The organism is Mycobacterium sp. BMJ-28 (assembly GCF_054404835.1).
Genome location: NZ_CM136783.1, coordinates 2,821,055 through 2,833,841, shown reverse-complemented (window position 1 = coordinate 2,833,841; position 12,787 = coordinate 2,821,055). Strand labels below are relative to the sequence as shown.

Here is a 12,787-nt window from a genome sequence, read left to right as displayed (position 1 = left end):
TCGACAATCGAACGGCCCGAGCCTAATGAGGATTCGCTGCCACCGGAGCGGTTGTGCTCGTAATGAACTTCAACAATTGGCGAACATTCTCCGGCGGTCAGGAATCGAAGCCCAGCCCCAGCCGGTCCAGCGTGCGCAACAGCATGTTGCGCCGGCCCGCCGAGTGGTCCGCGCGGTCCAGCGACCAGCGGGTGGCCTGGATGCCGGCACTGGCAAGCGGTTCGGGCGGGAACGGCAGCGGCTTACGCCGGACCATCTCCAATTCTGTTCGCACCGTTGACTTTCCGTCGATCAGGTCCAGGCACACGTCGGCGGCGAAGCGGGCGGCGCCCACCCCTAGACCGGTGAACCCGTTGACGTAGGCGACCCGGCCGCCGTGCGCAGTACCCCAGTGCGCACAGAACCGGGTGTTGGTGTCGATGGCGCCGGCCCAGCGGTGGGTGAACCGGACGTCGTCGAGTTGGGGGAAGGTGAGGAAGAAGTGCTCGGCCAGCCGCCGGTAGGTTTGCGGCCGGTCCTCGTGGGCCGGGTCGACGCGGCGGCCGAAATGGTAGATCGCGTCATAACCACCCCACACGATGCGGTTGTCCGCGGACAGTCGGTAGTAGTGGAACTGGTTGGCACAGTCGCCGATGCCCTGCCGGTTGCGCCAGCCGATCCGGTCCAGCTGAGCCTCGGTGAGCGGTTCGGTGGCCAGCACGTAGTCATAGACGGGCACCGTGTATGCCCGGTTTCGGCGGAGCAGGCTGCGAAAAACGTTGGTGGCCAGCACTACCCGTTGCGCGGAGAGCACCGCGGCGCCGGTGTCCACCCGCAGGCCGGCACCTGCGGAGTCCAGGGACAGTGCCCGGGTGGACTCATGGATGCGCACTCCGGCCTCACCCGCGACGCGGGCCAGCTCCAGGGCAAGTTTGGCCGGATGCACGATCGCCACGCTGTCGGCCTCGAAGAGGCCGGCCAGATACGTCGGCGAGGCCACTTCGGCACGCACCTGCTGTTGATCGAGGAATGTGCCCGTGCCCGCCTCTGCCAGCCCGCGCACCTGATGGGGTTCGGTGGCCACCGTCAGCATCCCGGTGTGCTGCCACTCCACCTCCATTCCCAGTCCTGCGATATCGGCGGCCATGCCGTCCAGATTCTGCTTGCCCATGGCGTCGAGCACATCGATCTCTTTGGGCCAGCGCGACTTTCCGTTGTCATGACCGTGCGTCAGGCTGGCATCGACGAAACCGCCGTTGCGGCCCGAGGCCGCCCAGCCGATCCGGTCCGCCTCGATGAGCACGATGCGTTGCCCCGGATTGCGTTGCGCGGCATGGACGGCCGTCCACAACCCGGTGTAGCCACCGCCGATGACCAGCAGGTCGCAACTCACCGCGCCGGACAGAGCCGGATACCGCGGGCGGGGAATGTCGAGCCACATCGACCCCAGGGTGCTGGCCGACAGCGACCGCGCGACCAGCGCGGGATCAACGTGGGCATCGAAAGCGGTCTTCACCCCGCCACACTACGGTGCCGGCCGCCGGCAAACCGGGTCAGCACCGGCCCGGCGATGGCCAGGATGAACACATAGGGGGTGGCCACCGCCTCCACCGCGGGCAGTGTGGCGCCGACCAATCCGATGATGACGAGCGAGAATTCGCCGCGCACGATCAGGGCGGTCCCTGCCCGCAACTGACCCGGCCGGGCCACCTCGTCGCGGCGGGCGGCGAACATCCCGGTGGCGACCTTGGTGCCGGCGGTCACCACGGCCAGCGCCAATGCGGCGGGCAGCATCGGCACCAGGTCACTGGGGTTCACCGACAACCCGATGGCCAGAAAGAAGATGGCGGCGAACAGATCTCGCAGTGGACTGAGCACGGTGCGGGCCCGGTGCGCCGCCTCCCCGGTCAGGGTCAGCCCGACCAGGAAGGCGCCGACGGCGGCGGAGGCGTGGATGAACTCGGCCAGCGCGGCGACGATCAGCGTCAGCCCCATGATCCGTAGCAGGAGTTGCTCGTTGTCCGGGTGGGCCACCATCCGGCCCACCAGATGGCCCCAGCGGTAGGACGCCACGAAGGCCAACACCAGCGCGGACACCGCGATGGCCATCCCGAACAGGGCGTGTGCCCAGCTTCCGCCGGCGGCCAGCACAGCCAGCAGCGGCAGGTAGGCCGCCATCGCGAAATCCTCCAGCACCAGGATCGACAGCACCGCCGGGGTCTCACGGTTACCCAGCCGGCGCAGGTCGTCGAGCAGACGCGCGATCACCCCCGACGACGAGATGTAGGTGACCCCGGCCAGCGCCAGGATGCCCACCCCGTCCAGGCCGAGCAGCCAGCCGGCGACCGCGCCCGGAATGGCGTTCAGGACGAGGTCGACCCAGGCCGACGGCAGGTGACGGCGCAGGCTGGCGGCGAACTCACCGATGGAGAATTCCAGGCCCAAGGTCAGCAGCAGCAGCACCACGCCGATCGAGGCGCCGGTGCCGACGAACTCGTTGGCCGCCGGGATGTGCGCCACCCCGCCGTCACCCAGGGCCAGGCCGGCAGCCAGGTACAGCGGGATCGGTGACAGCGCGAACCGCCTGGCGGCCGTGCCCAGCACGGTGAGCACCGCCAGGATGAGGCCGAGTTCGAGTAACAGCGCCGCCGATACCTGCACGGATCAGCCCCGGTTCAGCCGTCGACGACGATGTTGTTGACGCCGGCGATCCCGTCCTCGGTACCGATCACCACCAGAACATCACCGGCCCGCAGCGGCGTGGCGGGACCGGGTGAGGCCAGCACCTCCTCGTCGCGCACGATCGCCACGATGGAGGCGCCGGTGCGGGTGCGGGCCCTGGTGTCACCGAGTGGCCGGTCGACGAACGGGCTGCCCGCGCGGATGTGCACCTGGCCGGCGTTGAGACCCGGCACCTCCCGGGTCAGGTCGGCGAAGCGCTCGGCGATCCGGGGTGCGCCGAGGATCTGGGCCAGCGCCTCGGCCTCCTCATCGCTGAGCCGGAACATTTCCCGGGCCTGGTCCGGATCCTCTTTCGGATACACCACCAGCTCGAATTCTCCGGTGCGCCGGGCCACCACGCCGATCCGATCACCGGTACGGGTGTCGAATTCGAAGCGCAGCCCGACGCCGGGGAGCAGGACCTCTCTGACATCCATCACCCCATCCTGGACGAATCCTGTGGGCCGGGGCGGCTACTTCGGTAAAAGTTCGGAGCGCGGGGCCCAGCCGGGCGGCCCGAACGCATAGCCGAACTTGTCGCGCCAGCGCCGCGCCGACCGGACGTCAGAGGCGATCGCCGCGTATTCGTGGGTCTGCAAGGTCCAGATGTTGAAGGTGCCGACATGTTTGGTCAGCCCGTAGTGCGGCCGGAACTCCTCGGCCTGGAAGGTGCCGAACAGCCGATCCCACACGATCAGGATGCCCCCGTAGTTTCGGTCCAGGTACAGCTTGTCCATCCCGTGGTGCACCCGATGGTGTGAGGGTGTGTTGAACACGAATTCGAAGGGAACCCAGAGCTTTTGGATGCGTTCGGTGTGCACCCAGAACTGGTAGACCAGATTCACCGAGAAGCTGGCGAACACCATCCAGGGCGGAACACCCAGCAGTGGCAACGGAATCCACATGATGATCTCGCCGCTGTTGTTCCACTTCTGGCGCAGGGCGGTGGCGAAGTTGAAGTATCGGCTGGAGTGGTGCGCCTGATGGGTGGCCCAGATCAGCCGCACCCGGTGCGCGATCCGGTGATAGGTGTAGAACAGCAGGTCGACGCCGACCAGCGCGATCACCCACGTGTACCACTGGGTGGCCGGTAGGTGCCAGAGCGCCACATAGGCGTAGACGGCGGCATAACCGAACAACGCCAACAACTTCCACGCGGCCGTCGTGAAGACGGACACCAGCCCCATCGACACGCTGGCCCACGCGTCGCGGCGCAGGTAGCTTCCGGCCGCCGGGCGTTCGTCCGACGCCTCTCCCGTCGCTTCGCTCGCCCCGGTCAGGGTTTCGAGTTTGCGCGCGGCTGTCCATTCCAGCACGAGCAGCACCAGGAAGAACGGGACAGCGAACAGCACCGGGTCACGCATCTGCGGCGGCAATGCGTCCAGCAATACCCGGACTCCGTCCATGCCGCCCAGTTTAAGGCCCTAACGGAAGCTCAAGACGTCGGCGCCCCAGGTCAGCCGCTGCTCGCGGTCCGGGTCGGGGACCACCTGGTCCTCGCGGCCGATGATCAGGGTGGCCCGATCGTCGTGACGGTATGCCGGCCACACCGGGGCACTCGGGCCGGCGCCCGGTTCGGCACCGGCGGCAAAGCGGGTCCAGCGGGTGCGCATCCGTTCCGACACCGCGGCGCCGGCGGCCAACCCGCCGAGTTTGAACGTCGGATCCTTGGGGCCCATCACCAGATTGCCCCAGACGTACGGCAACTCGGTGGCGTGCGCGGCGTCCAGGCGCAGCAGTTTGAGCATCGGGGTGGCCCAGTCGAAGCGGTACATGTACACCGGTGCGACGGCGCTGTGCCCTTCGGCGAACCAGATGGAGGGCATCCGGAATCCGACGTCGCGCGCAACGCCCAGCGCCGGTTTGCGGCCGCGGCCGCGGTAGACGGCGGTGATGTCGGCCTCGGTCGGGATCTGCACCCCGGGCTGCTCGTTGACGATCGCGGTGAACATGTCGCGCAGCGTCTGCGGGGCGATCGGCATCAGCGGGGACCGCATCCAGCGGAACAGCGCGGCCTCGTGCCGGTTCGTCCCGATGATCAGGGGCACCGGATGGGTTCGGCCGGCCCGGGCGGCGTGCACCGGGTAATCGGGCACCAGGTCGCCGTCGACGATGGGCACGTAGGCCAGGGTGCCGGGGAACCGCCGGGGAACGTCGTCGTAGACATGCTTGGACGCGGCGATGATGCTTGCCAGCGGCGCGGCCCGCAGCCGGTGTGTCTCACCGGGGTGCACGCCGAGCCGGTCCAGGAACTGCTCAGTGGTGCGGCGGGCGCGGTCGCGGTCATAGACCGACGTCACCGGCGCGCTCTGGGCGATGGCCCGGTGGAACAGCCCGCGGGCCGCCGGGCTGGCCATCAGGGTGGTGAGGATGCCCGCCCCGGCGGATTCACCGAAGAGCGTGACGTTGCCGGCGTCGCCGCCGAACGCGCCGATATTGTCCCGGACCCAGTGCAGCGCGCAGAGCACGTCCCGGATGCCGATGTTGGTGTCGAATGCCGGATCGAACGACGACAGGTCAAGGAAGCCGAGCGCACCGAGCCGGTAGTTCATCGTCACCACGACGACGTCCCCGCCGGCGGCGAGTTCCCGGCCGCGGTACAACGGCTGGGCGGACGATCCGAGCGCGTACGCGCCGCCGTGTATCCACACCATCACCGGTTTGGGTGCGGTGGACGCCGCGGGCGCCCACACGTTCAGCGTCAGACAGTCGTCGCCCTGCGGACCACCGAGATCGAGCGGGATGTACGGATCGGTCTGCTGTGGGCAGACCGGGCCGAACCGGGTGGCGTCCGCCGGTTCGGTCCAACGCTGCGGCGGTTCCGGCGCACGCCAGCGCAGCTCGCCGACCGGCGGCGCGGCATACCGCACGCCCAGCCATTGCCGGACGACGCCGTCGTCGGTTCCACGGACCGGTCCGTACCCGGTGATGGTGTCGGTATCCGGGATCACAGGTGCCTCCCTGGGTTGGCTGCTCAGCCATACCACGCTACCGACGTTGCCCGGTGACCTGTGCCGATGGAGATTCATTCGTCTTGGACACAACCCTGTCAGGGCCGTCACAGCCGCCCTAGCGTCGCCCAGCATGGCTGTTGACATCGCTACGGCGACCTCCCCGATCCCGGTGCTCGACTCCCCCGCGGCGGCGCTGGCCGCTGCCGATGCGGTGGCCGCCGCGATCGAGGTGGGCAGCGCCGAACGGGAACGCACCGGAACGTCGCTGTTGCCGCAGCTGCGGGCCGTCGCCGAGGCCGGCCTGCTGGCCGTTCCGGTACCCGCCGCACACGGCGGTCCCGGCGTCCCGGCCTCCGTCCAGGTCGAGGTGCTGCGCCGGCTGTCCCGCGGTGACGGCGCGCTCGGGCAGCTGCTGCTGGCGCATTTCGTGGTGGCGCAGGTCATCTCCGGCCTCGCCGCCGATGCGCCACCGGCGGCCCGGATCTACGCCGACATCCTGGCCGGCGCCCAGCTGGGCAACGCCACCGCCGAACGCGGAACCGCCTCGCCCCTGCACCGCAACACCACCGTGCGCCGGCGCGGGGACGGCTCCTGGGTGCTCGACGGCACGAAGTACTACGCGACCGGTGCGCTCGGCGCGACGTGGATCGCGGTGGCCGCCGGTGTCGCCGGCTCCGACCGGGAGACCGCCACCGCGTTCATCCGGCCCGATCAGGACGGCGTGACGCTGAACCTGGACAAGTGGTCGGCATTCGGGCAGCGCGGCACCGCCAGTGGCGAGATCAGGCTGGACGGCGTGCTGGTGGACGGCGACCTGATCATCGAGGAGGGCGCCCCGCCACATCCGGTCGACGGTCCCCCGACGGTGCTGGGCGCCTATGACCAGGCGCTGCATGCCGCGATCGACATCGGCATCGCCCGGGCCGCCCTGGAAGACGGCGCCGAGTTCGTCCGGACCAGGTCCCGGCCGTGGAAGGAGGCCCTGGACGCGGGCATCGAACGGGCCGACCAGGAGCCGCACATCGTGCGCCGGTTCGGCGAACTGACCGCGCGGCTGTACGCCCTGGAGGCGCTGTTGGCCGCCGGTGCCGCGCTGGTCGACGAGGGCCAGGCGCAGGCGCAGCTGTCGCGCGACACCGCGGCCGCCGCGTCGCTGCAGGTGGCCGCGGCCAAGGCGCTGGCACAGGAGTTCGCCGTCGAGATCGCCGGTGGCATCTTCGAACTGACCGGCACCTCGGGCACCGACGGGGAGGTGAACCTGGACCGGCACTGGCGCAACGTGCGCACCCATTCGCTGCATGATCCGGCCCGATGGAAATACGTGCACCTGGGCAACCACACCCTGCGCGGGACCCGGCCACCCCGGCTGGGCCTGGCGCTGTGACGATCTGAGCGCCGGATAACTTAGCGGCGTGAACAAATGGGTTCTGCTCGGCGGGGCGATCGCCGTCGAGGTCGCCGCGACGCTGTCGCTGCGGGCGTCCCAGGACAACGCCGGGTGGCTCGTCGTGGTCGTCGCCGGATACACCGGTGCGTTCGTGTTGATGGCCGCGGTGCTGCGGGCCGGGATGCCGGTCGGGGTGGCCTACGGCATCTGGGGCGCGGTGGGCACCGCCGTCACCGCCGGGGTCGCGGCCGTCATCTTCGGTGAACCGTTCACCTGGCCCATCGTGGTGGGCATCGCGCTCATCATCGCCGGTGTGCTGCTGGTCGAATTCGGTTCGCACGCCGGGACTTCGCAGTGATGTGGTGGACGCTGGCCGGGGCCATCGGGGTCGAGGTGCTGGCCACCCTGGCGCTGCGGGCTTCGGACGGATTCCGGCGCAGGGCGTGGTTGCTGCCGGTCGCCGTCGGCTACGTGCTGTCGTTCACCCTGCTGTGGCTGACCCTGCGGCTGGGCATGCCGGTGGGTGTGGCCTACGGCGTGTGGACGGCGTGCGGGGTGGCGCTGGTCGCCGTCGTGGCGCGGGTGGTGTTCCGGGATCCGCTGACCTGGCGGATGGGCCTGGGTATCGCACTGATCATGGCCGGGGTGCTGACGATCGAGCTGGGTGCGGCCGCGGGCCACTGAGCACGCCTGCGGCAACCACGGCGACCACACCGGCGGCCGGCACCAGCAGCAGACCCGCGCGAAGCCCCGCGACATCGGCGATCAGCCCGACCGTGGGTGGTGCGGCCACGAAACCGAGCCGCATCAGCCACGCCACCACGGTCAGCCCGGTGCCGGGGCGCAGGCCGGGCAGCCGGTCGGCGGCGTGCATGGCTGCCGGCACCACGGTGGCCACCCCGAGGCCCGCCGCGGCGAACCCGGCGACGCTGGACGCCACCGACGGGTAGGCCAGCGCCGTGCCCATGCCCACCGCCACGATCACCCCGCCGCCGCGCACCACGGCGCGCTCACCGAACCGGTCCACCAGGCGGTCCCCGACCAACCGGCCCACGAACAAGGCACCGGCCAGGGCGATGTAACCGGACACGGCGATCACCTCGGACGCACCGACGCCGTGCAGATACAGTGCCGCCCAAGAACTTCCGGCATCCTCGACGACGGCCCCGGCGATGGCCAGCGCCACCAGGGCGGCCAGCACCGCGTACACCGCGGACCCGGCCCGCACCGCCGCCTCCGGCCGGGCCGCGGCATGCTCGGTGTGTTCGGCGCCGGTGAGCAGGAATGGCCACGCCAGCAACGCCACCGCGGCGAACAGCACCGCGGACAATCCCAGGTGCGTACCTCGGCTCATGCCGATCGCCAGCGAACCCGCCCCGAGCAGGCCGCCCAGCACCGCACCCGCCGCCCACACCGCGTGCAGCGAGTTGATGATCGACCGTCCGTAGCGGCGCTGCACCCACAGTCCATGGGAGTTCTGGCCGACATCGGCCACGGCGTCCGCACACCCGCCCGCGAACAGCGCCGCCGCCACCAGGACGGCTGACGGCGCCAGCCCGACCACACCCACCATGAGCGCCAGCGCAACCGAGGACAACACCGCAACGCGGGCCGAACCGTACCGGCGGATCACCGCGCCCGCGGCCAGGCCGGCCACCAAAGCTCCGGCCGGGAACGCGGCCACCATCACGCCGTAGGACGAATTACTCAGTGCCAGAACGGCTTTGATCTCCGGGAAGCGCGGCAGCAGGTTGGCGAAGGTGGCTCCGTTGACCAGGAACAGCGCACCCACCGCGGCCCTGGCGCGCCGCACCTCACCCCCGGATCCCACGCTCGCCGAGGATACGGGGCGCAATTCCGGCAAGATTGCGGGCATGACTGAGCTTGCCGACCTGGCCGAGCGCTACAAGGTGTCGACCGAGTTCCTGGACTGGACCGGGCGGCGGCTGCCGGTACCGGAGCAGACCCTGGTGTCCGTGCTGGCGGCGCTCGGCGTTCCGGCCGCCACCGATGACGAACGCCGGGCAGCGTTGCGGGCGCACGACCGCGAGTACTGGGAACGCACGCTGCCCCCGACCGTGGTCGGCCGTTCCGGTTCCACGTCCACGTTCTGGGTGCACGTCACCCACGGCGAGCCGGTCGGACTCTGGCTGCGGCTGGAGGACGGTTCGGTGCGCACCGGTGTGCGGCAGCTGGAAAACAACCGGCCACCATACGATCTGGACGGCCGGCTGGTCGGCGAGGCCACCTTCGAGCTACCGGCCGATCTGCCGCCGGGGTATCACCGGCTGCACGTCCAGGACGGCGGCCGCGACCGCAGCACGCTGGTCATCGTCTCCCCCGGCACGCTGCGTCCCCCGCCGGGCCGACACTGGGGCCTGGCCACCCAGCTCTACAGCGTGACATCGGAACAGTCCTGGGGAATCGGCGATCTGACGGACCTGACCGACCTCGCGGTGTGGTCGGCGGCCCGGCACGGCGCCGATTTCATCCTGGTGAACCCGCTGCATGCCGCGGCGCCGGTGGCACCGATGGAACCCTCGCCCTACCTGCCCACCTCGCGCCGCTTCGTCAACCCGATCTATCTGCGCATCGAAGCCATCGCCGAATACGCCATGCTGCGAAAACGGGCACCGCTCGGTAAGGCCCGGGCCGAACTGGCCGCCCGGGCCCGCCGCAAGAAACGCATCGACCGCGACGCCGCGTGGAAGGCCAAACGTGCGGCACTCACCCAGGTGCACCGGGTCAAGCGCTCGGCCGGCCGCGAACTGGCCTATGCCGCGTATGTGGCCAGGGAGGGCAGCGATCTCGATGATTTCGCCACCTGGTGCGCCCTGGCCGAACGGTATGGAGCCGACTGGCACGGCTGGCCGGAGTCGTTGCAACATCCCCGCAATCCGGCCGTGGCCGAGTTCGCCGCCGCCCACCCCGCCGAGGTGGACTTCCACCGCTGGTTGCAGTGGCTGCTCGACGACCAGCTGACCGCCGCGCAGGCCACCGCCGGGCAAGCCGGGATGGCGCTGGGGATCATGCACGACCTCGCCGTCGGGGTCGATCCGAACGGGGCCGATGCCTGGGCCCTGCAGGACGTGCTGGCCCTCGGTGTCACCGCCGGCGCTCCGCCGGACGAGTTCAACCAGTTGGGCCAGGACTGGTCGCAGCCGCCGTGGGGACCCGATCAGCTGGAGCGGGCGGGTTACGCCCCGTTCCGGGCATTGGTCAACGCGGTGCTGCGGCACGCCGGCGGGGTCCGCATCGACCACATCATCGGCCTGTTCCGGTTGTGGTGGATCCCCAACGGTGCGGCCCCCACCGAGGGCACCTACGTGCGCTACAACCACGAGGCGATGATCGGCATCGTGGCGCTGGAGGCGTACCGGGCCGGCGCGGTGGTCGTCGGAGAGGACCTGGGCACCGTCGAACCGTGGGTGCGCGACTATCTGCGCGAGCGGGGGCTGTTCGGCACGTCGATCCTGTGGTTCGAACTGGACCGGGACGGCGATGGCGGCCCGTTGCCCGCCGAGCGCTGGCGGGAGTACTGCCTGGCCTCGGTGACGACGCATGATCTGCCCCCGACCGCGGGATACCTGGCCGGTGAGCACGTCCGGTTGCGCGACGAACTCGGGCTGCTCACCCGGCCGGTCGAGGAGGAGTTGGCCGATGACAAAGCCGGGCAGGCCGCCTGGCTGGCGGTGCTGCGGCGGCTCGGACTGACCGGCCCGGATCCGGACACCGAGGAGATCATCCGCGGGCTCTACGCCTACCTCGGCCGCACCCCGTCGCGGCTGCTGGCGCTCGCCTTACCCGACGCGGTGGGCGACATCCGCACCCAGAACCAGCCCGGGACCACCGACGAGTACCCCAACTGGCGGGTGCCGCTGGCGGGCCCGGACGGTGCCCGGCTGCTGCTGGAGGACGTGTTCACCGATGCGCGGGCCGCCGCACTGGCCGAAGTAATGAACGCGCAGGTGCGAGCGATGAACCCGTGACTGAAGTTTCTCAGGTGGTGTATCTGCGATAGCCTCGCAGCGCACCGCGATACCCCGGAGGTCACGTGAAGAAGCTTGTTGTTCTCGGCATCGGCGGGTTCGCCCTGCTCGCGGGCGGGGCGTCGGCCACCCTGGTCAGCGCGGGTGTCGCCAGTTCGGACCCCAACGGTTCCAGCCCGTACAGCGTGGTCGGCGAGCCGTACGGCAAGGCCGTCGCCATCCTGAAGAGCCAGGGCGTGCGCTCCAGCTTCGGCGGATCGGTCGGCAGCGACGTGCCCCAGGCCCAGTGCATCGTCAGCGGCCAGAAGGCCACCTCCGCAGGCAAGATGATCCTGGAACTCAACTGCACCCAGAAGGCGTACGAAGACGCCCAGGCCAGCACCCCGTCGCGGGGCGGCGCCGCGGCGGGCGGAGTGCCCGGCGCCCCGAACGTCGGCGCCAACGGTGTCACCACCGTCACCCCGACCCCGGTCGGCCCGCAGCCCGGAATGTCGGTTCCGGGGGCCTGACCCTGAAGTACGCCGTCGTCGCGCCGGTCGCCGCGGGGGTGACCGCCGACGGGCCGTGGATGGCCGAGTTCGCCCGCCACCTCGAGGACTGCGGTTTCGAGTCGATCGTCGCGGTCGAACACACCGTGCTGATGGCGCAGTACACCAGCGTGTATCCGTACGACCCGTCCGGACGGGTCGAACTCGCCGCCGACTGCCCGGTGCCTGATCCCCTGGAATTGCTGGCCTTCCTGGCCGGGCAGACCCGCACCCTGGGGTTGGCCACCGGCATGTTGGTGCTGCCCAACCACCATCCGGTGGTGCTGGCCAAACGGATCGCCAGCCTGGACGCCCTCTCCGGTGGCCGGTTACGGCTGGCGGTGGGCATGGGGTGGCTGCGCGAGGAGGTGACGGCGTGCGGCGCACCTTTTGAGGCCCGCGGCCGGCGCGCCGACGAACAGCTGGAGCTGATGCGGCTGCTGTGGTCGGACCGGCCCGACGGGGTGAGCTTTCACGGCGAGTTCTTCGACGTCGAGCACGCCATGTGTTATCCGAAACCCTTGCAGCACATACCTGTTCATATCGGCGGGCACAGCATTGCCGCAGCCCGGCGGGCCGGGCGCCTCGGCGACGGCCTGCAGCCGCTCGGTGTCGGCGGAGCCGAACTGGCCGCGTTGACCGCGGCGATGCGCGACGCGGCGACGGCCGCCGGGCGCGACCCCGGTGGGTTGGAGCTGTCCCTGGGGCATCTCGTCACCAAGATCGACGGCGAGCGCGCGCAACGGCTGGCCGCCTCGGGCGCGCACCGCATCGTGCTGGCCATGCCGCCGACCGCCGATCTGGCCGAGGCCAAGGATGCACTCTCGGCGTGCGCGCAGCGGCTCGGGCTGTCCCGATGAGCCTGGATCCCGCCGACCGGCTGGCACTGGCCGACCTTGTTCATCTGTACGCCGCGGGCGTGGATGACCGCAGATTCGACGACGTCGTCGAATTGTTCACCGAGACAGCCGAATTCCGGCTGCCCTCACCCCCACACGAACTGACCCCGACCAACATCCAACACGGCCACCCCGGCGTGCGGGCCGCCCTGGCCACCCTGGCCGGCGTGGCCCGCACCGAACACGCCATCGTCGGCGAGGTGTACGCCGCCGGCCCCGAGCCCGGATACGCACTGGGCCGCATCACCTGCGTCGCCCATCACTGGACCCGCAGCGGTGACCAGATCAGCGATGCGGTGTGGCATCTGCGCTACGACGACGAATACCTGCA

At 70.3% G+C, this 12,787-nt stretch carries 12 protein-coding genes and 1 pseudogene; 7 read left to right on the top strand and 6 right to left on the bottom strand.

Going from position 1 to position 12,787, the window contains the following annotated elements:
* Nucleotides 1-97: 97 nt before the first annotated feature.
* From ACXPWS_RS14020 to ACXPWS_RS14000, 5 genes are read right to left on the bottom strand one after another with little or no spacing between them, the layout of a single operon-like run.
* Entirely contained in the window at nt 98-1,495 is a 1,398-nt protein-coding gene (locus ACXPWS_RS14020; RefSeq protein WP_458712993.1) for an NAD(P)/FAD-dependent oxidoreductase, read from the bottom strand.
* Nucleotides 1,492-2,640 (bottom strand): cation:proton antiporter, encoded by a 1,149-nt coding sequence (locus ACXPWS_RS14015; protein WP_458712992.1) that lies wholly within the window; start codon nt 2,638-2,640, stop codon nt 1,492-1,494. Before ACXPWS_RS14015 ends, ACXPWS_RS14020 begins: the two co-directional genes overlap by 4 nt.
* Nucleotides 2,641-2,654: 14 nt before the next feature.
* Nucleotides 2,655-3,137 carry a cation:proton antiporter regulatory subunit gene (locus ACXPWS_RS14010; RefSeq protein WP_458712991.1) on the bottom strand — a complete coding sequence of 161 codons (483 nt, stop codon included), beginning with the start codon at nt 3,135-3,137 and terminating at the stop codon, nt 2,655-2,657.
* A 36-nt stretch (nt 3,138-3,173) separates the two neighbouring features.
* Nucleotides 3,174-4,106 carry a sterol desaturase family protein gene (locus ACXPWS_RS14005; protein WP_458712990.1) on the bottom strand — a complete coding sequence of 311 codons (933 nt, stop codon included), beginning with the start codon at nt 4,104-4,106 and terminating at the stop codon, nt 3,174-3,176.
* 18 nt (nt 4,107-4,124) lie between these two features.
* The gene (locus tag ACXPWS_RS14000; RefSeq protein ID WP_458712989.1) at nt 4,125-5,729 is read right to left on the bottom strand and encodes a carboxylesterase/lipase family protein; all 1,605 of its coding nucleotides are present in this window, start codon (nt 5,727-5,729) and stop codon (nt 4,125-4,127) included.
* Between the two features lie 55 nt (nt 5,730-5,784).
* On the opposite strand from ACXPWS_RS14000, the gene ACXPWS_RS13995 reads away from it, so the two are divergent.
* Genes ACXPWS_RS13995 through ACXPWS_RS13985 form a run of 3 tightly spaced genes read left to right on the top strand, consistent with a single transcriptional unit; the run spans nt 5,785 to nt 7,725 of the window.
* On the top strand, nt 5,785-7,038 hold the full coding sequence (locus ACXPWS_RS13995) for an acyl-CoA dehydrogenase family protein (RefSeq protein ID WP_458712988.1): 1,254 nt from the start codon (nt 5,785-5,787) through the stop codon (nt 7,036-7,038).
* 28 nt (nt 7,039-7,066) lie between these two features.
* Nucleotides 7,067-7,399, top strand: a complete 333-nt coding sequence (locus ACXPWS_RS13990; RefSeq protein ID WP_458712987.1) for a DMT family transporter — start codon at nt 7,067-7,069, stop codon at nt 7,397-7,399.
* On the top strand, nt 7,399-7,725 hold the full coding sequence (locus ACXPWS_RS13985; protein ID WP_458713537.1) for a DMT family transporter: 327 nt from the start codon (nt 7,399-7,401) through the stop codon (nt 7,723-7,725). The genes ACXPWS_RS13990 and ACXPWS_RS13985 overlap by 1 nt, the downstream gene beginning before the upstream one ends.
* On the opposite strand, the gene ACXPWS_RS13980 is transcribed toward ACXPWS_RS13985, so the two are convergent.
* Nucleotides 7,676-8,872, bottom strand: a complete 1,197-nt coding sequence (locus tag ACXPWS_RS13980) for an MFS transporter (protein ID WP_458712986.1) — start codon at nt 8,870-8,872, stop codon at nt 7,676-7,678. The genes ACXPWS_RS13985 and ACXPWS_RS13980 overlap by 50 nt on opposite strands.
* A 43-nt stretch (nt 8,873-8,915) precedes the next feature.
* Here ACXPWS_RS13980 and malQ point away from each other — a divergent pair, with 43 nt between their 5' ends.
* The 4 genes and pseudogenes from malQ to ACXPWS_RS13960 form a co-directional block, all read left to right on the top strand.
* Nucleotides 8,916-11,030 carry a 4-alpha-glucanotransferase gene (gene malQ / locus ACXPWS_RS13975; RefSeq protein ID WP_458712985.1) on the top strand — a complete coding sequence of 705 codons (2,115 nt, stop codon included), beginning with the start codon at nt 8,916-8,918 and terminating at the stop codon, nt 11,028-11,030.
* A 65-nt stretch (nt 11,031-11,095) separates the two neighbouring features.
* Nucleotides 11,096-11,539, top strand: coding sequence for a hypothetical protein (locus tag ACXPWS_RS13970; protein WP_458712984.1), 444 nt, complete (start codon nt 11,096-11,098; stop codon nt 11,537-11,539).
* Between the two features lie 2 nt (nt 11,540-11,541).
* Nucleotides 11,542-12,417, top strand: coding sequence for an LLM class F420-dependent oxidoreductase (locus ACXPWS_RS13965; protein WP_458713536.1), 876 nt, complete (start codon nt 11,542-11,544; stop codon nt 12,415-12,417).
* Nucleotides 12,414-12,758: pseudogene (locus ACXPWS_RS13960) on the top strand (nuclear transport factor 2 family protein); the annotation flags it as partial. The gene ACXPWS_RS13965 and the pseudogene ACXPWS_RS13960, both read left to right, overlap by 4 nt.
* Between the last annotated feature and the right edge of the window lie 29 nt (nt 12,759-12,787).

Bases quoted from the DNA above. Each gene is read 5' to 3' on its own strand.
- ACXPWS_RS13985 (WP_458713537.1), top strand. From the start codon at position 7,399: ATGTGGTGGACGCTGGCCGGGGCCATCGGGGTCGAGGTGCTGGCCACC.
- ACXPWS_RS14010 (WP_458712991.1), bottom strand. From the start codon at position 3,137: ATGGATGTCAGAGAGGTCCTGCTCCCCGGCGTCGGGCTGCGCTTCGAA.
- ACXPWS_RS13995 (WP_458712988.1), top strand. From the start codon at position 5,785: ATGGCTGTTGACATCGCTACGGCGACCTCCCCGATCCCGGTGCTCGAC.
- malQ (WP_458712985.1), top strand. From the start codon at position 8,916: ATGACTGAGCTTGCCGACCTGGCCGAGCGCTACAAGGTGTCGACCGAG.
- ACXPWS_RS14005 (WP_458712990.1), bottom strand. From the start codon at position 4,106: ATGGACGGAGTCCGGGTATTGCTGGACGCATTGCCGCCGCAGATGCGT.
- ACXPWS_RS14000 (WP_458712989.1), bottom strand. From the start codon at position 5,729: ATGAATCTCCATCGGCACAGGTCACCGGGCAACGTCGGTAGCGTGGTA.